The organism is Methylocella sp. (assembly GCF_041905455.1).
GTDB lineage: Bacteria > Pseudomonadota > Alphaproteobacteria > Rhizobiales > Beijerinckiaceae > Methylocapsa.
Window position 1 is genome coordinate 440,989 of sequence record NZ_JAYRLA010000001.1, and the last position, 24,030, is coordinate 465,018.

Below are 24,030 nucleotides of genomic sequence, written 5' to 3' on the forward strand. Positions count from 1 at the left end.
GCCGTCCCTCAATTGGCGAAGGCGAAGACGCGGCTCCAGTCCTTCTTCATGCTGACGACGATCCAGCCCTTGGCTTTCGCCTCGTCGTAGAGGGCCTGGGTGAAGGTTCCGACCTTCGAGGGCGGCAGCCCCTGAGCGGGGCCATAAGCGTATTCGCGGTCGGCGTCGTCATGGAGAACCAGCATCGCGAGCCGGGCCCCGTCGCCGGCCGTCGCATATTCGCACATCTCCCGGTCGCCGACGGAATTGCCGAAGGCGAAGATCGGGCGCCGGCCGAGGACGAGATGAATGCCTTCCGGCTTTCCCGCGTGATCGTCGTTGAGCAGGAGCTTTGGCTCCTTCATCAGGATCGGCTCGCCGTGCGCGTCATACTGATACTTGACCTCGCCCGCCGACCCCACGACCTGCTCGACCGGCACGCCATAGACGCGGTCCGAGTAGACGCGCACGAAATCCTGTCCTCCGCCGGTGACGATGCAGGTCCGGAAGCCGTTGGCGCGCAGATGGGCCAGCAGTTCGATCTGCGGCTGATAGACGAGGTCGGTGAACGGCCGCCTCCAGCGCGGATCGCGCGCCTTGCCGATCCAGTCCGAGACTTCTTTCTGGAAGGCCTCGACGTCCATGCCGGTCAGGGTGGCGGCGACGATCTTGACGAGATCGTCCATCGACAGCTTCGCGATTTCCCTGCGATCGCCGGAGAGCACGGTTTTGAACGGCTCGACATGTTCGAGCTCTGGCTTCGCCTTCGCCACGTCCGGGACCTTGTCGAAGCAATAGACGATCTGGCTGTAGATCGGCTGCTCGACCCAGAGCGTGCCGTCCTGGTCGAAGGTCGCGATCCGCTCCGCCGGCGGGACGAATCCGGCGCCGCCCTCGGTGGTGACGTCCTTGACCAAGGCGAGGATCGCCTGCTTCGCCGGCCCCTCGCTCCAGGAGGGCAGGGGATCGGTCTGCGCGGAGGCCGCATTGAGAGCGGGCGCGAATGCGGCGGCGGAGAGGACGATGGCGACGAAGCTGCGGCGATCGACGTCCAAGCGATCCTCCCGGGAAAAGAGTTCGTCCGATTGAGAGCCGACTGAGACGAAGCGGTCATGCCCGAATTGCCCGCCGGGACGTTGGTATTCCTCGCGCAGGCCGGCGAAATCGTCTATGCATTTTCCGCCACCCGCGAGTCTGCCTGCAAACAAAGCGGGGCGCCTTGGGCCGAGCGATGTCTCCCATTGTGAGCAGCCGCAGCGCTGTCTGGTCGTTTTCCGACCCGTTCGCATACGAAGCTGCGATCCGGGCCGCCGACATTCACATCCTGAGCGTCCGGCGGGCGGAATTCGCGGCTGATCTCACCCGCGTCGACGTCGGAAAAGTCTGGATGCAGCGGTTCCGGGACACCGCTCCCCGCCTCGCCCGCACCTCGGGCCATTCCTCGCGAAGCATCATCGTCTTTCGCGCCGGCGCCGACCGGGGCGCCCTTCGCCATGGCGGGTTTGAGGTCGACGACCACACTTTGTTGTTCCTGGGCGCGGGGTCGACCGATGCTCAGGTCACAGGCGGAGCAGTCGGACTGGCGTCGATGTCGCTGGCTCCCGTCGATCTTGCGGCGGCGGCGAGCCTTCTCGCCGAGCGCGACGTTTCCTCGCCGAGGCGATCCTCGGCGTTGCGGCCCCACGCGGCCGCGTTGGCCCGGCTGAAGTTTCTGCATGACGCCGCGATCCGTCTCGCTCGGACCAGGCCGGACGCGCTCGACCATCCCGAGGTCGCTCGAGGATTTGACAACGCCATGATCTCGGCCATGGTGCGAGCTGTGACAGAAGCCCGTCCGCCGTCGGTCGCCCTGACCTCGCAGCGCCGCAAGGCGATTGTGGGAGCGGTCGACGAATATCTTGCGACGAACTCCCATCGTCCGGTCTATGTGGCGGAGCTGTGCCTCGCCCTGAAGATCCCGGAGCGGTCCCTCGAGCGGGCCTGTCACGAAGTTCTCGGCGTGGGCCCGAAGCGCTATCTGCTGCTGCGCCGGCTCATTCTCGCCCGGCGTTCATTGATCGAAGCGCAGGCGCGCGAAACGACCGTCGCGAATATCGCCCTGGCTCACGGCTTCTGGGAGCTCGGTCGATTCTCGGTCCGGTATCGCGAGGCGTACGGGGAATCGCCGTCCGAGACCTTGCGGGCGCCGCGGCGCGTTTCGTCTTACGGCCCTGTCTCGACGACTTAAGTCATGTCCAACGTTCGAAAGCGGCGGGGTCCGAAGCCAGCTCCTCGCGTAGCGCCGCGAGGCGGTCGACCGCCCGTCGCGCCGCCTCCTGCAGCAGCGTCTGCGCGGCTTCGTCGCGCGTCGCCGCGGCCGCGGCGAGATAGCCGTCGAGCAACGCCTCGGCGAGTGACGGAGGGGACGCTCCGGCGGGCGCGTCGAGGCCGACCTTCGTCGCGCCCAAAAACCCGGCGAGCTCGTCCGAAAGCCTCGCGAGCGCCTCCGCGGCGTCAGGGCGCAGGAGGCCGGACGCCGCGCGCAGGCGTTGCGCGAGCAGGCGCTCGAGCGCCTGCGCCGGGAGGCGCGCAAGGCTCCCCCGTTGCGCATGGAACGCCGCCCGGCGCGAGCGCCGCCGCGCAGCAGCCTCGTGGAGAGCGCGCCGCGCCATCTCCTCGGCCGCGGCGCGGGCGGCCTCCCCGCGCGCCTGCGCCGCCTGATAGGACCAGAAAGCGAAAGCGCGCTCGGCGGCCCGCACGGCGGCCGCCCGGACCTTGTACGGCGTGAGCAGGCCCGAGCGCTCGAACGCCTCGGCGTCGTCGGGCGAGAACGGCGCGGGCGTTTCCGGCGTCGCGAGGGATCGCGAAGCCGCGCCGCTCTCGCGCGGCGCGCCGGCGGCGAGCGCGTCGTCGCGGGCGCTTTCGGCCTCCGCAAGCTCGTCGAGGATGCCGGCGACGTCCGCGCGCCCGCGCCGGCGCGTCGCTTCGGCGCAGCGCCGATAGGCCAGCGCCGCGCGCCGCGCCATGGCGCGCGCCAGCACGACGGCGTCTTCCGCCGAGCGCAGGGCCCCCGCGGGCCCGTCGGTCAAGCCGCCCATGGAGCGCTCCTTTCGAGCTGATACTGACGTCGCGCCCCGGCGCCGTCGAGGCCATTGGCGCATTGATCGGCCAACACTTTGCGGAGGCGCAAAGACGCCTTGCGCCCGCTGCCGCTTGTTCGTGCCGTCTTCGCGGGCGCCGGGCGGAGCGGGGGACGATGGGCGGAAGCGGACCGTTTGGGAGAAAGCGCAGGACGTGGCCGTTCGCGGCGCTCATGGCGCTTCTGGCCGTCGTCGCCGTCATGGCGGGGCCGGCGGCGGCCGCCGCCGTTCAAGGCGCGCTCGCCGATTATCTACCCAAGGCCGAGCTTTCCGAGCTTGCGCCGGGCGCCGACCGCCTCGGCCCGCCGCAAGGCGAGCCGCCGCTCGCGCCCGTCTTCGCCGGCGACGCGCTCAAGGGCTACGTCTATCTCAACACGGATTTCGCCGCCGCCGTCGGCTATTCCGGCAAGCCCATCGCCGTCCTCGTCGGGATCGACCTCGAAGGGCGCGTGACCGGGCTGAAACTCGTCGACCACAAGGAGCCGATCGTCCTCATCGGCATCCCGCAGCAGCGCCTCGTCGCGGCTATGAACAAGCTGATCGGCAAGGACATGCGTCCTGTCGCGAGCGGCGCCGAGACGCCGCCGCAGGTCGACATCGTCAGCGGCGCGACGGTGACGGCGCTCGTGATCGGCGACAGCGTCGTGCGCTCCGCCGTCAAGCTGATCCGCAGCGGCCGCCTCGGCGCCGGCGCGACCGCGGCGACGGCCGTCGCCGCGCTGCGAAGCGTCGACCTCGACAAGGTCGAGACGAAGGACTGGGAAAGCCTGCTCGGCGACGGCTCGGTCCGACGCCTGCGCCTGAGCGTGGCCGACATCAACGCGGCCTTCGCCAAATCGGACGATCCCCGCGCGGCGCAGAACCCCGAACCCGGCGCGGACGACGACACGTTCATCGATCTCTACGTCGCTCTGGTCTCGGCGCCGACCATCGGCCGCAGCCTGCTTGGAGAAGACGGCTACGCGCGCCTCAAGGCCCAGCTGAAGCCGGGCCGACAGGCGATCCTCGTCGCCGGCGACGGACTCTATTCCTTCAAGGGCTCGGGCTACGTCCGCGGCGGCATCTTCGACCGCATCGAGCTCCTGCAGGACGGGACGGGCGTGCGCTTTCGCGATCGCGACCACACGCGCCTCGGCGACCTCGCCGCAGCCGGGGCGCCGTCGCTGCGCGAGATCGCGCTGTTCTCCGTTCCGGCCGATTTCGCCTTCGATCCGGCCGAGCCCTGGACGTTGCAGCTTCTCGTGCAGCGCTCGATCGGCGCGCGCGACAAGGCGTTCCTGACCTTCGACCTTCCTTATTCCCTGCCCGAGGCCTATCTGCGCCCGGCGCCGAAGCCGCCGGCGCAGACGGCGACGACCCCGGCGGTCGAGCCCGGCGCCGCGCCGCCCGACGCGCTCGCCGAACCGCTGTGGATGAAGATCTGGCAGTCCAACACGGTTTCGATCGCCGTGACCGCGGCGATGTTGCTGGTTCTGACGGCGATCTTCTTCTTCCAGGACATGCTGGTGAAGCGGCCGCGCGTCCACGTCTGGACGCGCCGCGCCTTTCTCGCCTTCGTGCTCGTCTGGCTCGGATGGATCTCCAACGCCCAGCTTTCAGTGGTCAACGTCCTCACCTTCGCCAACGCCCTCATCTCGGGCTTCCGCTGGGAGTTCTTCCTCGCCGCGCCGCTCATATTCATCCTGTGGGCGGCGGTCGCGGCGGCGCTGCTGTTCTGGGGCCGTGGGCCCTTCTGCGGCTGGCTGTGCCCCTTCGGCGCGCTGCAGGAGCTTCTCAACAATTTCGCGCAATGGCTCAAGATTCCCCAGCTCAAGATTCCATGGGGCCTGCACGAGCGCCTGTGGCCGGTGAAATACATCATCTTCCTCGGCCTGTTCGGCGTCTCGCTCTATTCGCTCTCGCTGGCCGAGACGCTGGCCGAGGTCGAGCCGTTCAAGACCGCGATCATCCTGAAATTCATGCGCAGCTGGCCTTTCGCGCTCTACGCCGTCGCGCTTCTGGCGATGGGCCTGTTCGTGGAGCGCTTCTTCTGCCGCTACCTCTGCCCGCTCGGCGCGGCGCTCGCCATTCCCGGACGCATGCGCACCTTCGAATGGCTGAAGCGCTGGTCCGAGTGCGGCTCGCCCTGCCAGCGCTGCGCCAAGGAATGCCCGGTCCAGTCGATCCACCCCGAGGGCCACATCAATCCCAACGAGTGCATCTACTGCATGCATTGCCAGGAGCTCTACCATGACGACAGGCGATGCCCTCATATGATTCAGATCAGGCTCAAGCGCGAGAAGCGCGAGGCCCTCTCCTCGCCGTCCATGTCGCCAGGCGCCGGCGGACGCCGCATGGGAGGTCAGGCCGCTCTTTCCGCCTCGTCCGATTCGCCCGCGGAGCGCGCATGACCAAGGAGCACGACATGTCCGAGAACGAAGAAAGCCAGAAGCTTAGCAGACGTCGCATGCTCGGGACGACGGCGGCGGTCGCCGCCGCCGGCGCCGTCGGAGCGGTCGCAGGATCGGCCGGCCAGAAGGGCGTGATCGCGGCGGCCGACGCGCAACCGACGGCGCGCCCGGCCGGCGGTCCGAACAGGCTCGAGGTGAAGCCTGGAGAACTCGACGAATATTACGTCTTCTTCTCCAGCGGCCAGACAGGCGAGGTTCGCATCGTCGGGCTTCCGTCCATGCGCGAGCTGATACGCATTCCGGTCTTCAACCGCTGCAGCGCCACCGGCTGGGGCCAGACCGACCAGAGCCGCAAGGTTCTCACCGAAGGACTGCTGCCGCAGACGAAGGAGTTCCTCAAGACGCGCGGCGGCTCCTATCTCAACGGCGACCTGCACCACCCCCATCTCTCGTTCACGGACGGCACCTATGACGGCCGCTACCTGTTCGTGAACGACAAGGCGAACTCGCGCGTCGGACGCATCCGGCTCGACGTGATGCGCTGCGACAAGATCATCCAGCTGCCCAACCAGTACACCGTGCACGGCTTGCGCGTTCAGAAATATCCGCGCACCGGCTATGTGTTCTGCAACGGCGAGGACCGCGTTCCGATCCCCAACGACGGCTCGGTGCTCGACGAGAACAAGAAATATCACGCCGTCTTCACGGCGGTCGACGGCGACACCATGCAGGTCGCCTGGCAGGTGATGGTCGACGGCAATCTCGACAACGTCGACGCCGACTACCAGGGCAAATACGCGTTCGCCACCTGCTACAACTCGGAGGAGGGCGTCACCCTCGCCGAGATGACCGCCAACGAGCAGGACTGGGTGACGATCTTCAACATCAAGCGCATCGAGGAGGCGGTGAAGCGCGGCGAGGCCAAGATGGTCGGCGGCGTGCCGATGGTCGACGGGCGGCACGGCTCGCCGTTCACCCGCTACGTGCCGGTCTCCAACAGCCCGCACGGGATGAACACGGCGCCGGACGGCATCCATGTCGTCGCCAACGGCAAGCTGTCGCCGACGGCTACGGTGATGGACGTGCGCCTGTTCGACGATCTGTTCGACGACAAGATCAAGCCGCGAGACGTCGTCGTCGCCGAGCCGGAGCTCGGCCTCGGGCCGCTGCACACCGCCTACGATGGACGCGGCAACGCCTATACGACCGTCTTCATCGACAGTCAGGTCGTGAAATGGAACATCGACAAGGCGCGTCGCGCCTACAAGGGCGAGAAGGTCGATCCGATCATCCAGAAGATCGACGTCCAGTACCAGCCCGGCCACAACCACACCTCCATGGGCCAGACCAAGGAGGCCGACGGCAAGTGGCTCATCTCGCTTAACAAGTTCTCCAAGGACCGCTTCCTCAACGTCGGCCCGCTCAAGCCCGAGAACGACCAGCTGATCGACATCTCGGGCGACAAGATGGTGCTGGTGCACGACGGCCCGAGCTTCGCCGAGCCGCATGACGCCACGATCGTGCATCGCTCCAAGATCAACCCGGTCTCGATCTGGGACCGCGCCGACCCCTTCTTCGCCGACGCCGTCAGGCAGGCGAAGGCCGACGGCGTCGTCCTCGAGCAGGAGAGCAAGGTCGTCCGCGACGGCGGCAAGGTCCGCGTCTACATGACGTCGACGGCGCCGCAGTTCGGCCTCGAGAGTTTCTCGGTGAAGCAGGGCGACGAGGTCACGGTCTTCGTCACCAACATCGACGCGGTCGAGGACCTCACCCACGGCTTCTGCATCACCAACTACGGCGTGCAGATGGAGGTCGCGCCGCAAGCCACCGCGTCGGTCACCTTCATGGCCGATCAGGCCGGCGTCTACTGGTACTATTGCTCATGGTTCTGCCACGCCATGCACATGGAGATGAAAGGCCGCATGTTCGTCGAGCCGAAACACGTCTGAGGCCATGGCCGAAGCACGACCCTGCGCGCGCCGGGCGCTCGTCGCCCTCGCCGCCTGCGCCGCGGCCCTCGCCGCGTCGCGAGCCGAAGCGGAGCGTGTCGCCGTTTCATCCGGCGCGGCGTCCTTGCAGGACGCGCTGGACGCGGCGGCGGACGGCGACGCGCTCGTCCTCGCGCCGGGGACGCACGCCGGGCCGATCGTGGTGCGCAAACGGCTGACGCTGGAGGGCGAGCCCGGCGCCTGGATCGAGGGGCCTGGCCGTGGCAGCGTCGTGCGGATCGAGGCGGCGGGCGCCTCCATGCGGAACCTTGGCGTGCGCGGCTCCGGGACCGACCTCGAGGCCATGGATTCCGGCGTGTTCATCGAACGGACGGCGATCGGCGCGCGCGTCGAGGGCTCGCGCCTCGAAGGCAATCTGTTCGGCGTCTATGTGCACGGCGCGAAGAACGCGGTCGTCGCGCATAACGTCATCGTCGGGCTGCGCTCGGGACGCATGAACGAGGCCGGCAACGGCGTCTCGGTGTGGAACGCGCCGGGCGCCGAGGTCACGGACAATGACATGAGCTTCGGCCGGGACGGAATTTTCTCGATCAGCAGCAGCCGCAATCTCTTCGCCCGCAACCGCTTTCATGATCTGCGCTTCGCCGTGCACTACATGTACACGAACGACAGCGAAATCTCCGACAACGTCTCGACGGGGAACGCCGTCGGCTACGCGTTGATGTTCTCGAACCGGCTTGTCGTGCGCGGCAACGCCTCCGATCACGACCGCGACCAGGGTTTCGTCTTCAACTACGCCAACGGCTCGCAGGTGAGCGGCAATCTGGCGGTCGGCGGTCCGCAGCCGATCGCGCGATGGCTCTCCCGCGGAGCGCGCCTCGACTCCGAGCACGGCGTCGGCCCCGCTTCAGACCCGGAGGAGGCGTCGACGGCGACCCGCGTCGGGCCGGAGAAATGCGTCTTCATCTATAACTCCAACCAGAACAGGTTTCGCGACAACTGGTTCGAGGGCTGCGAGATCGGCGTCCATTTCACGGCCGGCTCGGAAGGCAACGTCATGTCCGGCAACGCCTTCGTGCGCAACCGCAACCAGGTCAAATATGTCGGCTCGCGCTTTCTCGACTGGTCGCAGGACGGACGCGGCAATTACTGGAGCGACAATCCGGGCTTCGACCTCAACGGCGACGGGATCGCCGACACCGCCTTTCGGCCGAACGACATCGTCGACAAGGCGCTGTGGACGGCGCCGGCGGCCAAAATTCTCCTCAACTCTCCGGCGATTCAGGCGATCAGATGGGCGCAGGCGCAGTTTCCAGCTCTCCTTCCGGGCGGCGTGATCGATTCGAAGCCGCTGATCGCGCCGCCGCCCAAACCGAAGCCGCGAGGCCCCGCGTCGTGACCAGATCCGACGCGGCGCATCTGGTCGAGCTGCGCGGCGTCGCCAAGGCCTATGGCGCGCGCGTCGCGCTGCGCGACGTGAGCTTTACGCTGGAGCCCGGGGCGATCGCGCTCGTCGGCCACAACGGCGCCGGCAAGACGACGCTCATGAAGCTGATGCTCGGGCTCGTCCGGCCGACCGCCGGAACCGTGCGGGTGCTCGGCGACAATCCGACCGCCGGCGAATTCGCCGGGCGGCGCAGGCTCGGCTACCTGCCGGAATCCATCGCCTTCAGCGGCGCGCTCACCGGCCGCGAGACGCTCGCCTTCTATGCGAGGCTCAAGGGTTGCCCGGACAAGCGTTGCGCGCCGCTGCTCGAGCGCGTCGGCCTCGCCGACGCCGCAAACCTTCGCGTCGGGACCTATTCGAAGGGCATGCGCCAGCGTCTCGGCCTCGCCCAGGCGTTGATCGGCGAGCCGGACATCCTGCTGCTCGACGAGCCGACCACCGGGCTCGACCCGGCGCTGCGCAGGACCTTCTACGAGATCGTGCGCGAATGCGCGGCGCGCGGCGCGGTCGCGCTTTTGTCCTCCCACGCGCTCGACGAGCTCGAGGATCAGGTCGGCCGCGTGATCATCCTCGACCGCGGCTTGAAGAAGGCGGAGGGCTCGCTCGACGCGCTGCGCGGCCTCGCGCGGCTGCCGACGCGCGTGCGGGCGCGCGTGAACGGCGCCTTGCCCGCCTTGCCCGAGGACCTTGGCCCGCCGCGCGCCTGCGGCCCCGGCCTGTTCGAGCTCAAGATCCCCGAAGCGCGCAAGATCGAGACGTTGCGCGCGCTGCTGGACGGGCAGGGCGGCCTTCTCGACGTCGAGGTGATTCCACCCTCGCTCGACGAGCTTTACGCCCATTTCCTGTCGCAGCGGGAGGTCGCGCCATGAACGCCGTGCTGACCATCGCCGCCAAGGAGGCGCAGGAGGGCCTGCGCAATCGCTGGGTTCTGGCCTCGACGCTGCTTCTGGCCTCGCTCGCCCTCGCGCTGACCTTTCTCGGCAGCGCGCCGACGGGCGCGGTCGGCGCGAGCGCGCTCGACGTCGTGGTGGTCAGCCTGTCGAGCCTCACCATCTTCCTCGCGCCGCTGATCGCGCTGCTGCTGTCGCACGACGCGATCATCGGCGAGATCGAGCGCGGCTCGATGCTGCTGCTGTTGAGCTATCCCGTCTCCCGCGCGCAGGTGGTGCTCGGCAAATTCTCGGGCCACGTGGCGATCCTCGCCTTCGCCACGCTCGTCGGCTACGGCGCGGCGGGCGTGGCGCTCTGGCTGTCTGGCGCGGCGATCGACCGCGCGGGCCTTTTCGCCTTCGCGGCGATGATCGCCTCCTCGATCGCGCTCGGCGCGGCCTTCGTGGCGCTCGGCTATCTGGCGAGCGCGCTCGCCTCGAGCCGGGGCATGGCGGCGGGCGCGGCGATCGGCGTATGGCTCGTCTTCGCGCTCGTCTACGACATGGCCTTGCTCGCGACGCTCGTCGCCGATCAGGGTCGCTTCGTGACGGGCCGCGCGCTCGAGGCGCTGCTGCTGCTCAACCCCGCCGACGCCTATCGTCTGCTGAACCTTGGCGCCTTCGCCGACGTCGGCGCCTTTTCGGGCATGGCGGGATTGACCGCCAGCGCGACGCTGAGTCCTGTCGCGCTCGTCGCCGCGCTCATCCTGTGGACGGCCCTCCCGCTCGCCGCGGCCGCGGCGGTCTTCATGCGGAGGGAGCTGTGAAGCCGTTCGCCGCGCTTCTGCTCGCCGCCCTTGCGCTCGCCGGCTGCGGCGATCGAAACGCCGGAGACGCGCCGAAGCCGACCTCGCTCACGGCGCAGGCGATCGGCCGCTACTGCGGCATGAACGTGCTCGAGCATCCAGGCCCCAAAGGTCAGATCCTCCTGCGCGGCAATCCCGAACCCATCTGGTTCTCGTCGGCGCGCGACGCGCTCGCCTTCACCATGCTGCCGGAGGAGCCGAAGGACATCGCCGCCATCTACGTCTCCGACATGGGCCGCGCGCCGAGCTGGGACGCGCCCGGCGCCGACAATTGGGTGGAGGCGCGCAAGGCCTGGTTCGTGGTCGGCGGCTCGGCGCGCGGCGGCATGGGCGTCGCGGAGCTCGTGCCCTTCGGCGAAAAGGCCGCGGCGGAGCGTTTCGCCGCTGAAAAGGGCGGGACGGTGATGGCGTTCGACGAGGTGCCGCCGTCCGCCGCGCTCGCCGCCGAGCCTGCGTCGGGGGAAGAGCCCCCAAGCCGCGAACCCAACTGAGGCGCCGACATGAGCAGCATGAGCCGCCGTCGTTTTCTGAGCGTGAGCGCCGCAGCCGCCGGTCTCGCAGTCATGCCGTTCGCGCGCCCCGGGAGGGCTTTGAGCGTTCCGGACGGCTCCTCGCTCGTTTCCTGGCGCGGGCAGGCGCTCGGCGCAGTCTGCGAGCTGCAGATCCACCACCATGACCCTGAGCAGGCGCAGGAGCTGATCCGCCTAGCGCTCGCGCGGACGCGCCGGCTCGAGGCCATGTTCAGCCTCTACGACGAGAACTCCCTGCTCACCCGCCTCAACCGCTGCGGCGCGCTCGAGGCGCCGCCGCCCGAATTCGTCGAGCTGATGCAGGCCGCGACGCGCTTCGCGCAGGCCACCGAAGGCGCCTTCGACGTCACCGTTCAGCCGCTGTGGCGGCTCTATGAAGCGCATTTCTCGCAACCGGACGCCGATCCCGAGGGGCCGAGCGCGGCTCTTCTGCGCGAAGCGCTGGCCCACGTCGGATTCGAAAAGCTCGTCGTCGGCCGCGACCGCGTGGCGCTGCCGCGCGGCGCGGCGGTGACGCTCAACGGCGTCGCGCAGGGTTTCGTCACGGACAAGATCGTCGATCTGCTGCGCGCCCACGGCGTAGTCAACAGCCTCGTCGACATGGGCGAGGTGCGCGCGATCGGACGGCGCGCGGACGGCGAGGCGTGGCGCGCCGGGGTCGAAGACCCTATCGTCTCCGGCGGCGTGGCGAAGGTTCTGCCGCTCGTCGATCGGGCGCTTTCGACCTCCGGCCCCTATGGCTTGCGCTTCGATCCCGCCGGCCGGTTCAACCATCTGTTCCAGCCCTCGACCGGCACCTGCGCGGCGCGCTATGCGAGCGTCAGCGTCGTCGCCTCCAGCGCGACCGTCGCCGACGCGCTGTCGACCGCCTTTTGCTTCATGGAGCCGGAGAAAATCCGCGTCGTCGCCCGCGCGCAAGGCGTCGAGCTTGTCCATCTCATCGACCCGCATGACGCAGGCCTGACCATTCGCGTCTGACACGGCGCGAACGGCGCCGGACGGACGCGGAAGGCCCTGGCCGCGCCCGTCAGCCGGAACGGGAAGGGCGCTGGCGACGACGCGCAGCGTGACCGCTTCGTCGGGCGCCTATACGCACATCCCCTTACGCTTCTCCGCCAACCTCACAAGGCGCCGCCTCGCGCGGCGCAGCGACGGGAGGTCGCGGCTGCGCCGTTTCGGGACTCGCCGAACGACGCGCAATGGCTCGACTCTCCCATTGTCGTTATAGCTATTGCAGCCATACGCCTTGCGAGCCTCGGCGGCATGCCCCGCGACGAAGTCGAAGGGGATTTTTGACCGACGCGCGCGCCGGGGCGCGAACGCCGCGCCTCACAACGACAGAGGGCCTGTCATGCCGGAAAAAGCTATGGAGGGTCTCGATCGTCGCGGTTTCATGACGGCGTCTATCGCTTCGGCCGGCGCGGCCGCCGTTCTCGCCAGCAACGCCGGTCCTGCGAAAGCCCAGGATGCGTCGGCGTCAGGCGGGCCGCGCGGGACGCTCTATACTGGAGATGTTGTCGACGGGAAGAAAGTCGTCAGCAGGCTCGACGTCGACGACCTCGCGCCCGGACAGAGGCATCTTTTGTATTTTCAGGGGGTCGAGACGCCTACCGGACAGCATTGGTATGTCTCCGTGACGGTCGTCAAGGGGGCGAAGCCCGGCAAGCGCGGCGTCTTGGTCAGCGGCGTTCATGGCGACGAAATGAGCTCCGTTCATACGGTCCAGACCGTCATGAACCAGCTCAATCCGGCGGAGATGTCGGGCGTGGTGACGGCGGTGACGGACGTGTCTCGCCCAGCCATGGAAAGCATGCAACGCAGATGGCCCAATGCGGGCAGAGGCGCTGATCTGATAGATATGAATCGGGAATGGCCCGGGAACGAGAATGGCGTCACCGCGGTCAGCCGACACGCCGCGCTTCTGTTCAACCGATTGCTGCGGCCGAACGCTGACTTCGCGATCGACTTCCACACCGGGACAACCGGATTCGAGGTCGCCGCATTCAATATCGCCGGCATGGACGCGCCCGAGGTCAAGGCGATGGCAGAGCTTTATCCGGTCGGCCAGATCTTCGACAATCATGTGTATCCTGGCGTCTTGCATAACGCGTTCATGGACGTGGGCATCCCGTCCTTTACGCCCGAGATTGGCGCTGCGCGCGTTCTAGACGTCAAGATGATCGACCTGTTCGTGGAAGGCACGATGAACGTCCTCAAACATTATGGCGTCGTCGCCGGACCAATGGGGCGCACTGGCAAGGATGTGAGCGTCTTCGTCGGCAACAGCGCGTTCCCGATCCTCGCCGCCGCGGGCGGCCTTGTCGAGCATCTGGTCAAGCTCAATGACAAGATTGAAGCTGGACAGAAGGTGGCCGTCCAGCGCAACAGCTTCGGCGAAGTGGTCGCAGAGTATACAAGCGGAGTGGCCGGAGTGATAACGGGTCAGCGCAGCGATGCGATGGCCGAGCCTGGCGACCCTTTGGCGTTCATCCTTTTCAACAAGGCGACGCAGGAAGGCGTTGAAACCTATCCAGAGTAGATTATCCACGCGAGCGATGTTCTAAAAAGAATGCGCATGGCGGTGTGAGCGCTCGAGCCGTCCTCGGGCGAGCGTGTCCGCGTCGGTTGAGAGCGCAGTCGGACGCCGCGCGCGGCGTGACCGAAAGGCCCGGGACGGCCTGTGGACCGCCATCGGCCGCATCAGCGACCGCTTCACCCAACCCAATGTGCAAACTTCTGGATACGACCCGAATTAAATTGAAAACGATCTAACGACGGGATGATTTCGGACAAAAGTTCCACTTCAGCCGCCGGCGCGCAAGCAGAGAAAATACCCCAATTCAATCAGGAATAATTCCAGACGCTTAAATCGATTGATCTTGGCCACGATCCTCGCCCGGCGAGTTCGGCTTTACGACGGGATTGAGAACAGCGGAGCGCGGCCGCAAATCGGGAAAAACCTCCCGCTTTCTTCAGGAAATCCCGCCCTACTGCGCTGGCTGCAATCCGATATCTTGCCTCAAGGACGGGATCGAGGCGCGACGACGGAAAGCCGCCGCTCACGAGGGGCTCCGCGCGATGTCCCGGCCAAAAGGGAGAACGGACATGAACTCGCGCTGGCGTCTCTTGTGTCAAACCGCTTTCGCTACGCTGGCCGTCGCGTCAGTTTCGGTCGTCGCCGCGCAGGCGGGTTCGGACGAGGAATTCGCGAAGAACGTGAAGAATCCAGATCTGTGGCCGGGCATGGGCAGGACGCTCGGCCTGCAGCGTCACAGTGACCTCAAGGACATCAACAAGGAGAACGTCGGCCGCCTGCAACTCGCTTGGGCGCAGTCGACGGGGCGTTGCACGGCCACGAGGGCCAGCCGGTCGTCGTCGAGGTCGACGGCAAGCCGATGATGTTCTTCGTCAGCGCCTGGCCGAACATCGTGCAGGCGCTCGACCTGTCCGATCCTGACAACCCGGTCCAGGTCTGGTCCTACAACAAGGGGACGGATCGCGATCTTTCGGCGGCGCCGCGCGCCTGCTGCGACGTCGTCAACCGCGGCGTCAACTACGCCGACGGCAAGGTTCTCTTCAACACGCTCGATGGTTTCCTCATCGCCCTCGACGCCAAGACCGGCAAAGAGGTATGGGTCATCAAGCGCGCCTTCCCGGAGCACGGAGAACGCTGTAGCGTTCACCGCAACCGCGCTCGCACAACCGGATCGCGCCATCATGAAAACACGCGTCCGCCGCCTGCCGCTCATCGCCCTGGCCGTCGTCGCATGCGCCGCCGCGCCGCTCTGCGCCAGGGGCGCCGCGAACGACAAGGAATTCGAGAATTACACGCAGATCGAGCGCGACGCCGCGAAGGCGGCCGCGCGCAAGGCGCATTTCTCGTCGTTCCGGGTCTGCGTGGATCCCGGCAACATGCCGCTGTCGAACATCAGAGGCGAGGGCTACGAGAACAAGATCGCCGAGGTCATCGCCGGCGCGCTCGGGACGCGGGTCAGCTATTTCTGGCGGCCCTATATCGAGCGGGGCATGACGCGCCAGACGTTCGACACCAATGATTGCGACATCCTCATTGACGTGCCGGTCGGCTATGAGCCGACGCTCCTGACGACGCCGCTCTATCGCTCGACCTATGTGCTCGCCTCGCGCAAGGACCGCGGCTACGATTTCGAGAGCCTCTCCAATCCACGCCTGAGGCGGCTGCAGGTCGGCGTCTACGAGCTTTCGGCGCTCCGCGAATCCCTCGCGAACCATGGCGTAGTCGCCAACGTCAAGGTGCATGAGGCCAGCCACGACGGCGACCTTGTCGAGGAGCACCAGCCGTGGCGGCAGGTGCAGGACGTCGTCGACGGCAAGCTCGACGTCGCCGGAGTGTGGGGCCCCTTCGCCGGATGGCTCAAGGCGAAAGGCGCGCCGATCGTCCTGCAACCGACCAATCTGATGGACGACATAATTCCGATGGAGTTCGATGTCGGCGTCGGCGTGCGCAAGACTGACGCGGTCACGAAATACGCGATCGAGAACGCGATGAACGCGAGCAAGGATGAAATCCGCAATATTCTCGACGAATATGGCGTTCCCCTCGTCGAATGCGCCGAGTGCCTGATCTCAGGCCCGCTGAAGGCGCATGGCCTCTACACGCGGCCGAAGATTTCGCCCGAGGAGCTCGAAAAGATCCGCCGCGAGCATCCGAGCGTCACGCGCGAGCGGCTCGACGCCTGGCTCGCCGACGGAGCGGACGTCAACCGCGAGTTCGACGACGCCGTCATCGCCTCGGACACGGACCGCGCCGCGTATCTTCTCGGCAAGGGCGCCGACGTCGACAACGCCAGCGATCCGCAAGGCTACACGCCGCTCACCTCCGCGGCGCGGCTGGGGTCGCTCGAGATGACCCGCTTCCTTCTCGATCGCGGCGCAAAGGTCGAGCTCCCCGATCACGACGGATGGACGCCGCTTCTGCACGCGGTGTTGCGCAACGACATTCCCGCGATCGACCTGCTCGCCGCGCGCGGCGCCAATCTCGAGACGCCGGCTCCTGGCGGCTACACGCCGCTCTCCATCGCGCTCGAGGAAAGGAAATATGACGCCGCCGCGGCGCTGATCAGGAACGGCGCGAAGGTGGACGCGCGCGTCCACGCCAAGAAGATCACGCCTCTGATGATCGCAGCGAGCGATCCGCCGCCGCAGAGCGCGTCGGCGCGGCTGGTGCAGAGCGCCAACTCCATGGACGTCGCGCGCCAGTTGATCGCCAAGGGCGCCGACGTCAACGCCGCCACGAGTGACGGCGTGACGCCGCTGATGATCGCCGCGACCCACGACAACGCGTCGATGGTCGGTCTGCTCGTCCAGTCCGGCGCCGTCGCCGCGGCGCGCAACGCAGACGGCGACACGGCGCGCGACGCGGCCGTGAAGAACAACAGCGAGTCAGCGACGCGCATGCTCGACCTCGTCGCTGGAGGCTCAGCTAATTGAGACGCCGCGGCGTCGATCCTCGAAGCAAGGGAAAATGAAGATGAAGACGAGGATGCTGATTTTGGCCGCAGCCCTGCTGGCCGTCTGCGGCGGCGTCGAAGCCGATCCCGCCGGGCCGGCGAACCAGCGTCAGCCGTCCCTTTCGGACCCGGCCAAGAGTCCCTCCGCGCTGCTTCCGAAATCGCCGGTGACGGAAAATCGCCGATCGAGGTCGAGGCGGCCGCGCCGCTCGCGACGATCAACAATTCGTTCACCGGCGAAGCCGACAAGATCGAGGCGGGCAAGGCGGTGTTCCAGGGCAAGGGCTGCCCAGGCTGCCACGGCGGCTCCGGTGGCGGCGGCATGTGCCGCCGATTTCCAACGACATCTGGGTCTACGGCAGCGACGACGACACGCTGTTCCGGCTGATCACGCTCGACTCCGACGGCCTGCAGAAAAAGAGCTTCATTCGCATCGGCATGGAGAATATCGTCGGGCCGATGCCGCCGTTCGGCGAGCTGATCAAGAGCGACGAGGAGCTGTTCGAGCTGCTCGCCTATGTCCGCACCCTCTATCGGGGGTCGCCGAGCCGGGTCAATTGGTGAACGCATGCGTCGCCGCGCGCGAGGTGTTTCGGCTCTGGCGGCGCTGCTCTGGGCGCTCCTCGTCCATGCTCCGCACGCCTCCCGCGCCGAGGCGGACGAGAGCGCGGCGTCGGCTGCGTCCGCGCCGATAAGCGTTCTCTACCTCGCCGGCGCCTATCCGAAGGCTCAGTTTCTCTCCCTCATGCAGTCGGAGGCCGCCGACGTGGGAGAAGCGGGCGTGCGCATCGCGCTCGATGAAATCAACCTGACCGGCAAGTTCGTCGGGCGGGAATTCAGTATGGAGTTCGCGCGCGTCAAGCCGGGAGCCAATGTCGCCGGGCAGGCGGCGCCGCTGCTGTCCAAATACAAGCTCGTCGTCGCAAACCTTGAGGCGTCCGACCTCGTCGCCGCCGCGCCGCAGGCGCAGGACGCCGTCATTCTCGACATGCGCACCAGCGACGACGCGCTGCGACGCGAGCGCTGCGCGCGCAACACCTTCCACATCCCCCCCAACACGGCGATGCGCGCCGACGCGCTGGCGCAATTCCTCGTCGCCAAGAACTGGCGGCGTTGGCTGGTGTTGCGCGGCCCGGGCGAGGCCGACGCGGCCTTCGCCGACGACATTCATCTTTCCGCCGCGCGGTTCGGCGGCAAGGTCGTCGAGGATCGCCGCTACGCTTACGACGTCGGGTCGCGGCGCGTCGACACGGGCTACCAGCAGATCGCCGCGCAGATGCCGCTCGCCACGGCGGGCGCGCCCGCCCATGACGTCGTCGTCGTCGCCGACGCGGCGGATCTCTTTGGCGACTATCTGCCATACAACACGTTCGAATCGCGCCTCGTCGTCGGAACGCAGGGCCTCGTTCCGCTCGCCTGGCATCCCGCGTTCCAGGAATATTCCGCGCTGCAGATGCAGCGCCGGTTTCTGCGCGTCGCGCGCCGGCCCATGACCGAGCGCGACTACGCCGGCTGGCTCGCCGTGCGCGCGATCGGCGAAGCGGCGCTGAGGTCCGGCAAGACGGACGTCAAGGATCTCGGCGACTTCCTTCGCGGCGACGAGTTCGGAGTAGCCGGCTTCAAGGGCCAGCCGCTGACGTTCCGCAAATGGGATCAGCAGTTGCGCCAGCCCCTGCTGCTCGCCTCGGCGCTGATGGTCGTCTCCATGTCGCCGCAGGAGGGATTCCTCCATCCGAAATTTCTGACCGACACCCTCGGCTACGACGAGCCTGAAACCAAATGTCGATTCACGCGCTAGCGGCGCCGGCGCGCTCGCCGTCATTCTCTTCTCCCCGGCCGGCGCCGGCGCCGGACAGATCTTCGTCTCGAACGAGCGCGACAACACCGTGACCGTGCTCGACAGCGTCTCGCTCGCGGTGGTCAAGACCATTCCGGTCGGCGTGCGCCCGCGCGGCATCGTCCTGACGCTCGACCATCGCGACGTGCTGGTGTGCAACGGCGACGACGGCACGATCTCCGTCATCAACGCCGAGAAGCTCGAGGTGGTCGGTGCGCTCGATGCTGGCTCCGACCCGGAGACGCTGGCGCTGTCGCCGGACGGGAGCGTCAGCTACGTCTCGAACGAGGACGACTCCATGGTGACGATGCTCCGGCGCGCCGACGGCGAAACGATCGCCCGCGTGCCGGTCGGCATCGAGCCCGAGGGCCTCGCGGTGAGCGCCGACGGCAAGACGGTCGTCGACGTCTCCGAATCGACGAATTGGCGCATTTCATCGATGTGCTCTCGAAGAAGATGGTCGCCAACGTCCTCGTCGACACACGTCCGCGCATCGCGGAATATTCGCCTGACGGCGCGCAGGTGTGGGTGACGTCGGAGGTTGGCGGGACGGTCGCGATCATCGACGCCGCGACCCGCGCCGTCACAGGAAAGATCGAGTTCGAGCTGCCCGGCGTGCGTAAGGAGCTTATTTCGCCGGTCGGCCTCAAGTTCAGCCTCGACGGCAAGCTGGCGTTCGTGGCGCTCGGCGCGCCAACCGGGTCGCTGTCATCGACGTCGCGAGCCGCAAGGTGGTCAATATCTGCTCGTCGGGGACCGCGTCTGGCAGCTCGCCCTCAACTCGGACGGCAAGACGCTCTACGCGGCGAACGGGCTGACCAACGCCCTTTCGGTCATCGACGTCCCATCCCTCAAGGTGACGCGCTCGGCGCCCGTCGGACGTCTGCCGTGGGGTCTCGCGTTCAGGCCCTGACAGGGCGACGCGTCAGCTCGCGTGCATCTCGACGGTGATGCGGATGAGGTCGCTGGTGCGCTGGACGAGCAGCTTGTGCTTGATCGTGGTGCAGCTGTTGGCGATCGTCTTGTAGGAAACGCCAAGCCGCTCGGTGATGGCCGAGAGGTTCTCTCCCTTGGCGAGCAGCCGCATGATATCGAGCTCGCGCGTGGAGAGCGCGGCGCCCGGCTCGTCCGATCCGGCGACGTTGAAGGCGAGATCGACGGCGAGGTCGCGCTCGACGTACCGGCCCCCGGCCGCCACCTGGCGGACGGCTTCGACGAACTCCTCGGCGCCCGCGCTCTTGCTGATGTAGCCTTTCACGCCGCACTGGAGCGCGCGCGTGACGTAGAGGGCGCTGGTGTGCATCGAGAAGATCAGCACGCGCGCGGGGATCTTCGATCAGCAGGCGCTTCAGCAGGTCGAGGCCGCCGGCGCCCGGAAGGTTGAGGTCGAGCACGACCACGTCCGGCCGCTCCACGCGAAAGATCGAGAGCGCCTTATGCGTGGAGCCGGCCTCAAGGATCGCCTCCGCGTTCATGAGGACCGACAGGAGGCGGCGGATGCCGGCGCGCACCACGCTGTGGTCGTCGACGAGCAGCAGCTTCATGTCAGGACGCCCGCCATGCCGCGCGCGGTCGGCTCGTCTGGACGAATCGGAAGCGTCGCGGCGACGCGCGCGCCTCCGCCGGCGCGGCTGTCGGCGCTCATCACGCCGCCGGCTGAGCGGACTCGCTCCCTCATGCCGGCGAGGCCGAAGCCGTTGCGCTTGCGCGCTGGATCGAAGCCGGCCCCGTCGCCGCCGGCGATCTCGACGCTGACGTCGACGACCCGCGGATTGGCGTGCCGGACGGCGTTGCTCAGGCTCTCCTGAACGATGCGGAAGACGACGGCGTCGAGCGGCGGCGCGTCGGCGCGCTCCTCCTCCTGCAGCGTGAGGGCGTGCTCGTGGAGCAGGCGGTTTTGCGCGCTCATCTCCTCGAGGCGCGCCGCCATCTGGTTGAAGCCCTGGCGCAGCGGCTCAAGCTCGGGGCGCGCCATCGGCGCGATGCGTGTCTCATATTCGCCCTCGCCGATCCCGAGAGCGCGCGGCACACGTCGCGAAGCGGACGCAGCGCGCCGCTCACCGTGACGAATACGAGGGCGAGCACCATGCCGAAGAAGACGGCCATGATCGTCAGGGTGAGACGAAGGTCGCCCCAGGCCTCCGCGACCTTGTTGTGCGGGTCGGCCTCAAGCTCGAGCACGCCGACCGGACGGAAGGGTGCAGGAAGGTCGAGCGTCATGCGGGCGGGCGATGCCGCCGCGACGAGGCGATAGAACCAGTCCGGCGCCGGGTCGTCGGGCGCGCTTAGCGTGGACTGCTCGAGGATGGTCCCGTCAGGCGCGGACAGGATCGCCCGAAGATGCCGGTCGCCGTTGAAGTCGTTGACCACCAGTCGGAGCCGGCTCTCCGGATTGATCGATTCCTCCCGGTCGTCGGTCGCGTTCGCCGCCGTATGCGCGCCAACCAAAAGGGCCGCCTGTATCTCGGTGCGCACCTTGTCGATGACATGCTCGTAGGTGAGCGCCGCGCCGACGAGAAGGCTGACGAGAAGCACAAGCGAGACCGAAAGCGCGAAGCGGGCGTGTATCGACACGACGCGAACCGCCTAGGCTCGAGTTGCTGCAAGGCTTCAAGACTATATGCGCGGCCACGAGAGAGTAAAGCCGCGAATGGAAGTTCGCGGCTTGGGAGTTATTCCTGGCGTCGACGGAATTATTCAAAAGGCGCGTCGACGCCGGCGGCTCTCAGAACCTCACCTTGAACCCGGCGTAAACCGAGATCGGTTGCGCCACCGTGACCGCCCTCGCGTCGCCGACCTTCACCAGCCCGTTGTCGGGGTTGTTGTTGAACAGCGTCTGATTGACGTAGCCGCCCGTCGTGTCCGTGCCGTAGAAGGCGCCGTAAGTCGCATAATGATTATTGGTCACGTTGTTGATCAGGCCGAACAGCTGAATCTGGTCGGTGACGTCGTAGGTGCCCCTCAGGTTGACGTAATAGTAGGACGGCAGGCGTGGATTCTGGTTGGAGTCGTCGCCGACGTAGTATTGGGCGCCTACTAGAACGGCTTCCGCCGTCAGCTTGATCTGCGGTGTGACGGCGTAGGTGACGCCGAACTTCGCGAGATTGCTGGGAATGCCGGGAATATGGTTTCCGGGGTGGACGAAGATGTTTCCGTCGTCGTTGGCGTAAGGGTTGTTCGGCGAGGAGATGGTCGCGTCGAACTGATAGGTCGCGTTGATATGGGCGTAATTGGCGTAAACGCTCACGGGGCCGTAGTCGTACCGCAGGGCGAGCTCGACGCCCTGCCGCAACGTCGAAGGAACGTTGGCGAAATAGCCCTGGCCCGAAATGGGGCTCGCCTCGTTGACGATGTCGTTCTTGTTGACGATGTGGAAGACGCCAGCGTTGTAGGAAAGCGTTCCGTAGTCGCCGCCGGGAATCGCGAGCGCGCCGCGCACGCCGCCTTCCCATGTGTGCGACACGACCTGCTGCAGCGGAGGATCGGACACCAGCGCCGTCTCGAGCACGCAGGGCAGGTTCGGATTGGAGCACTGGCTTTCGAGCGGCGTCGGCGCGCGGTTCGCTTCGGAGTATCCGCCGTAGAAGGTCAGCGCCGGCGACACGGTGTAGGTGAAGCCGACGACCGGGTTGATTCGGTTATAGGAATTATTCGTGTTGTTTTCGGGTTGCTGGCCGCTCGCGTCCATCAGGGCGATGTTGGCCACGTTGAAGCGCGCGCCGGCGGTGAGCGCGAGCTCCTTGGTGACGTTGACCGTGTCGAGCGCGAAGACGCCGAAATAGGTGGCCTGGGCGTGGACCCAGACCGGCGCGAAACCGACGTCGCCCTGCGTCTCGAGGATGGCTCCGGAGCCGGGGAAGCCGGTGAAGATGTTCTGGAAGTCGGAATTGAGCTGCCCGAGCTTCGTGTAGGACGAGAAATGCGTATAGCTCTGGTCGACGCTGCCGCCGACGACGAAATAATTGTCGAGGTCGAACACTTTCTCCTTGTTCGTCAGCTGCTGCTGCGTGCCGAAGGTCGACGTATGCGTCGCCGTGAAGGCCGTCGTGCCGTAGGGGAAATTTCCGTCGATGCCGACGCCGGTCATGAACGGGATCGGCTGGCCATGGTTGGTGAACTGGAAATCGTTCGGCTTGTGCTTGCCGGTGAAGCCGTCGGTGTCGAGGCACGCCGTGCCGGGCGTTCCGCCGATCTCGTCGCAGTCGGTGACGTCGGCGTCGTTGCCGTCGACGTGGTACTGATCGAACTGACGGAAGTAGAAATTGCTGGCGAGCGACCATTTCGCGCCGAGGTCAAAGAGGCCGGTGAGCTGTGCGAGGCCTGCCTGGTTGTTGGTCGTCTGCGGCGTCGTGAACACCGAATTATATTGCTGGTCGACGAGCACCATGGGCGTCACGCCCTGCACGCCGAGCCATGTGCGGGCGAATGAGCCGATCGCGTGAAGCTCGGCGTCCTGGGTGCGGTAGCCGAGGTCGAGATAGGCGCGCTGAAGGTTCTGCGCTCCGAACGGCCGGTAGCCGCCGTCGCTCAGCGCGTCGGTCGCGAAGTAGACGGCGTAATCGCCGAACTGCTTGCCATATTCCAGCGTGCCGTAGGCGCGCCCGTACGATCCGCCCATCACGGAGGCTTCGCCGCCCTGATAGGTGAAGCCGTTCTTCATCGTGAAGTTGACCGCGCCGCCGAGCGCGTTGAGGCCGAAGATCGGGTTGTTGGTGTAGACGTCGGCTCGGTCGATGGCGATCGGCGGAATGAGGTCGAGATTGACGGAGTCGCCGAACGCCTCGTTGATGCGGACGCCGTTCTGGTAGATCGCGAGGCCCTGCGCGGTGCCGGAGATGCGCGACGCGTCGAAGCCGCGGTAGAAAAAGTCCGGCGAAAGGTCGGTTCCATCGACATTTATGCCGATCGCCGCGGGGACGTGCGCGGTGAGCGCGTCAGTCACGGCGGGCGATTTCTTTTCCGTGAACTGTTGTCCCGTCACGGTGGAGATGAACGCCGGCTGCGTGTTGCGGTCGACGCCGACCGCGCCCGGCACGGGGGTCGGCGAAACGACGTCGACCTCGGGCAGGGCGACTGGAGCGATGGCCGCCGCCGCGCTGGCGTCGGCGGGCGGCGGCGCGGGCGCGGCGGATTGCGCAAGCGCGCTTGCGAGCGCGAGCGTTCCGAACGAGGCGGCCATCATCAGAGTGAGAGTAAGTTCGGATTTCTTGCGCATGGCGAAGCCTCCTCGCGTGCGTGCGTCGCGCGCCATTCTGGATTTTCGGGGAGGTTAGGCATGGGGTCAGCTGACGCCAAGCGTTTCGGCGACATGAAGAGACGCATTAGACAGGATGTTGCCTAATTATCACGATCTTATAGTGGAATACGAAATAGACCATAGCGGATATGAGAAAATTCCTATTTGAAATAGGAATTTATCCTGACGTGGGTTAAGAGGCCCTAACAAAACCCTTTGTTAACCATGTTTGGTTGACCGTGAGGGATGGCCAAGAAGCTGCTGCCCGACGCCCTCTGGGCGGAAATCGCACCTCTATTCCCTCCTGACCGGGCTCGCC

Annotated in this window: 20 protein-coding genes and 3 pseudogenes; 15 read left to right on the forward strand and 8 right to left on the reverse strand. The window is 66.8% G+C overall.

Features of this window, described 5'->3' with window-relative positions:
* Nucleotides 1-8 precede the first annotated feature (8 nt).
* On the reverse strand, nt 9-1,034 hold the full coding sequence (locus ACE3OG_RS02070) for an HAD family hydrolase (RefSeq protein WP_374305592.1): 1,026 nt from the start codon (nt 1,032-1,034) through the stop codon (nt 9-11).
* Between the two features lie 188 nt (nt 1,035-1,222).
* On the opposite strand from ACE3OG_RS02070, the gene ACE3OG_RS02075 reads away from it, so the two are divergent.
* The gene (locus ACE3OG_RS02075; RefSeq protein WP_374305594.1) at nt 1,223-2,206 is read left to right on the forward strand and encodes a helix-turn-helix domain-containing protein; all 984 of its coding nucleotides are present in this window, start codon (nt 1,223-1,225) and stop codon (nt 2,204-2,206) included.
* A 1-nt stretch (nt 2,207) separates the two neighbouring features.
* Here the strand turns inward: ACE3OG_RS02075 and ACE3OG_RS02080 are convergent, their stop codons facing one another.
* Entirely contained in the window at nt 2,208-3,056 is an 849-nt protein-coding gene (locus tag ACE3OG_RS02080) for a hypothetical protein (protein ID WP_374305596.1), read from the reverse strand.
* Nucleotides 3,057-3,271: 215 nt separating this feature from the next.
* On the opposite strand from ACE3OG_RS02080, the gene ACE3OG_RS02085 reads away from it, so the two are divergent.
* The 11 genes and pseudogenes from ACE3OG_RS02085 (at nt 3,272) to ACE3OG_RS02135 (ending at nt 16,618) form a co-directional block, all read left to right on the forward strand.
* The gene (locus tag ACE3OG_RS02085; protein WP_374305598.1) at nt 3,272-5,488 is read left to right on the forward strand and encodes a 4Fe-4S binding protein; all 2,217 of its coding nucleotides are present in this window, start codon (nt 3,272-3,274) and stop codon (nt 5,486-5,488) included.
* Nucleotides 5,489-5,502: 14 nt separating this feature from the next.
* Nucleotides 5,503-7,437: a TAT-dependent nitrous-oxide reductase gene (nosZ, locus tag ACE3OG_RS02090; RefSeq protein ID WP_374305652.1), complete on the forward strand. Its 1,935-nt coding sequence runs from the start codon at nt 5,503-5,505 to the stop codon at nt 7,435-7,437.
* A gap of 4 nt (nt 7,438-7,441) precedes the next feature.
* Complete coding sequence (locus tag ACE3OG_RS02095) at nt 7,442-8,836, forward strand: nitrous oxide reductase family maturation protein NosD (protein WP_374305600.1); 1,395 nt, start codon at nt 7,442-7,444, stop codon at nt 8,834-8,836.
* Nucleotides 8,833-9,753, forward strand: a complete 921-nt coding sequence (locus ACE3OG_RS02100) for an ABC transporter ATP-binding protein (protein WP_374305602.1) — start codon at nt 8,833-8,835, stop codon at nt 9,751-9,753. Before ACE3OG_RS02095 ends, ACE3OG_RS02100 begins: the two co-directional genes overlap by 4 nt.
* Complete coding sequence (locus ACE3OG_RS02105; RefSeq protein WP_374305604.1) at nt 9,750-10,580, forward strand: ABC transporter permease subunit; 831 nt, start codon at nt 9,750-9,752, stop codon at nt 10,578-10,580. Before ACE3OG_RS02100 ends, ACE3OG_RS02105 begins: the two co-directional genes overlap by 4 nt.
* On the forward strand, nt 10,577-11,110 hold the full coding sequence (locus tag ACE3OG_RS02110; protein WP_374305606.1) for a nitrous oxide reductase accessory protein NosL: 534 nt from the start codon (nt 10,577-10,579) through the stop codon (nt 11,108-11,110). Before ACE3OG_RS02105 ends, ACE3OG_RS02110 begins: the two co-directional genes overlap by 4 nt.
* A 9-nt stretch (nt 11,111-11,119) precedes the next feature.
* The gene (locus ACE3OG_RS02115; RefSeq protein ID WP_374305608.1) at nt 11,120-12,127 is read left to right on the forward strand and encodes an FAD:protein FMN transferase; all 1,008 of its coding nucleotides are present in this window, start codon (nt 11,120-11,122) and stop codon (nt 12,125-12,127) included.
* A 373-nt stretch (nt 12,128-12,500) separates the two neighbouring features.
* Nucleotides 12,501-13,688: a succinylglutamate desuccinylase/aspartoacylase family protein gene (locus ACE3OG_RS02120; protein ID WP_374305610.1), complete on the forward strand. Its 1,188-nt coding sequence runs from the start codon at nt 12,501-12,503 to the stop codon at nt 13,686-13,688.
* A 566-nt stretch (nt 13,689-14,254) separates the two neighbouring features.
* Nucleotides 14,255-14,548, forward strand: coding sequence for a hypothetical protein (locus tag ACE3OG_RS02125; protein ID WP_374305611.1), 294 nt, complete (start codon nt 14,255-14,257; stop codon nt 14,546-14,548).
* Nucleotides 14,548-14,754 (forward strand): annotated as a pseudogene (locus tag ACE3OG_RS02130) (PQQ-dependent dehydrogenase, methanol/ethanol family); the annotation flags it as partial. The gene ACE3OG_RS02125 and the pseudogene ACE3OG_RS02130, both read left to right, overlap by 1 nt.
* Nucleotides 14,755-14,866: 112 nt before the next feature.
* Complete coding sequence (locus ACE3OG_RS02135; protein WP_374305613.1) at nt 14,867-16,618, forward strand: quinoprotein dehydrogenase-associated putative ABC transporter substrate-binding protein; 1,752 nt, start codon at nt 14,867-14,869, stop codon at nt 16,616-16,618.
* Nucleotides 16,619-16,747: 129 nt separating this feature from the next.
* On the opposite strand, the gene ACE3OG_RS02140 is transcribed toward ACE3OG_RS02135, so the two are convergent.
* Complete coding sequence (locus ACE3OG_RS02140; RefSeq protein WP_374305615.1) at nt 16,748-16,939, reverse strand: hypothetical protein; 192 nt, start codon at nt 16,937-16,939, stop codon at nt 16,748-16,750.
* Between the two features lie 23 nt (nt 16,940-16,962).
* On the opposite strand from ACE3OG_RS02140, the gene ACE3OG_RS02145 reads away from it, so the two are divergent.
* The 3 genes and pseudogenes from ACE3OG_RS02145 (at nt 16,963) to ACE3OG_RS02155 (ending at nt 19,388) form a co-directional block, all read left to right on the forward strand.
* Entirely contained in the window at nt 16,963-17,202 is a 240-nt protein-coding gene (locus ACE3OG_RS02145) for a cytochrome c (protein ID WP_374305617.1), read from the forward strand.
* Between the two features lie 4 nt (nt 17,203-17,206).
* A complete protein-coding gene (locus ACE3OG_RS02150) occupies nt 17,207-18,436 on the forward strand; it encodes an ABC transporter substrate-binding protein (RefSeq protein ID WP_374305619.1) in 1,230 nt (409 codons plus the stop codon).
* A 22-nt stretch (nt 18,437-18,458) separates the two neighbouring features.
* A pseudogene (locus tag ACE3OG_RS02155) lies at nt 18,459-19,388 on the forward strand (PQQ-dependent catabolism-associated beta-propeller protein).
* 12 nt (nt 19,389-19,400) lie between these two features.
* Here the strand turns inward: ACE3OG_RS02155 and ACE3OG_RS02160 are convergent.
* The 5 genes and pseudogenes from ACE3OG_RS02160 to ACE3OG_RS02180 form a co-directional block, all read right to left on the reverse strand.
* A complete protein-coding gene (locus ACE3OG_RS02160) occupies nt 19,401-19,793 on the reverse strand; it encodes a LuxR C-terminal-related transcriptional regulator (protein WP_374305621.1) in 393 nt (130 codons plus the stop codon).
* A gap of 67 nt (nt 19,794-19,860) precedes the next feature.
* Nucleotides 19,861-20,019, reverse strand: a pseudogene (locus tag ACE3OG_RS02165) (DNA-binding response regulator); the annotation flags it as partial.
* On the reverse strand, nt 20,016-20,405 hold the full coding sequence (locus ACE3OG_RS02170) for an ATP-binding protein (protein ID WP_374305623.1): 390 nt from the start codon (nt 20,403-20,405) through the stop codon (nt 20,016-20,018). The gene ACE3OG_RS02170 and the pseudogene ACE3OG_RS02165, both read right to left, overlap by 4 nt.
* Nucleotides 20,381-21,049, reverse strand: coding sequence for a hypothetical protein (locus ACE3OG_RS02175; protein WP_374305625.1), 669 nt, complete (start codon nt 21,047-21,049; stop codon nt 20,381-20,383). Before ACE3OG_RS02175 ends, ACE3OG_RS02170 begins: the two co-directional genes overlap by 25 nt.
* Nucleotides 21,050-21,200: 151 nt before the next feature.
* Nucleotides 21,201-23,690, reverse strand: coding sequence for a TonB-dependent receptor (locus ACE3OG_RS02180; RefSeq protein WP_374305627.1), 2,490 nt, complete (start codon nt 23,688-23,690; stop codon nt 21,201-21,203).
* Between the last annotated feature and the right edge of the window lie 340 nt (nt 23,691-24,030).

Excerpts from the sequence above, each read along its gene's own strand:
- ACE3OG_RS02080 (WP_374305596.1), bottom strand. The coding sequence starts at position 3,056 with ATGGGCGGCTTGACCGACGGGCCCGCGGGGGCCCTGCGCTCGGCGGAA.
- ACE3OG_RS02170 (WP_374305623.1), bottom strand. The coding sequence starts at position 20,405 with ATGGCGGCGCGCCTCGAGGAGATGAGCGCGCAAAACCGCCTGCTCCAC.
- ACE3OG_RS02125 (WP_374305611.1), top strand. The coding sequence starts at position 14,255 with ATGAACTCGCGCTGGCGTCTCTTGTGTCAAACCGCTTTCGCTACGCTG.
- ACE3OG_RS02135 (WP_374305613.1), top strand. The coding sequence starts at position 14,867 with ATGAAAACACGCGTCCGCCGCCTGCCGCTCATCGCCCTGGCCGTCGTC.
- ACE3OG_RS02120 (WP_374305610.1), top strand. The coding sequence starts at position 12,501 with ATGCCGGAAAAAGCTATGGAGGGTCTCGATCGTCGCGGTTTCATGACG.
- ACE3OG_RS02095 (WP_374305600.1), top strand. The coding sequence starts at position 7,442 with ATGGCCGAAGCACGACCCTGCGCGCGCCGGGCGCTCGTCGCCCTCGCC.
- ACE3OG_RS02115 (WP_374305608.1), top strand. The coding sequence starts at position 11,120 with ATGAGCAGCATGAGCCGCCGTCGTTTTCTGAGCGTGAGCGCCGCAGCC.
- ACE3OG_RS02105 (WP_374305604.1), top strand. The coding sequence starts at position 9,750 with ATGAACGCCGTGCTGACCATCGCCGCCAAGGAGGCGCAGGAGGGCCTG.
- ACE3OG_RS02180 (WP_374305627.1), bottom strand. The coding sequence starts at position 23,690 with ATGCGCAAGAAATCCGAACTTACTCTCACTCTGATGATGGCCGCCTCG.
- nosZ (WP_374305652.1), top strand. The coding sequence starts at position 5,503 with ATGTCCGAGAACGAAGAAAGCCAGAAGCTTAGCAGACGTCGCATGCTC.
- ACE3OG_RS02085 (WP_374305598.1), top strand. The coding sequence starts at position 3,272 with ATGGCGCTTCTGGCCGTCGTCGCCGTCATGGCGGGGCCGGCGGCGGCC.
- ACE3OG_RS02150 (WP_374305619.1), top strand. The coding sequence starts at position 17,207 with ATGCGTCGCCGCGCGCGAGGTGTTTCGGCTCTGGCGGCGCTGCTCTGG.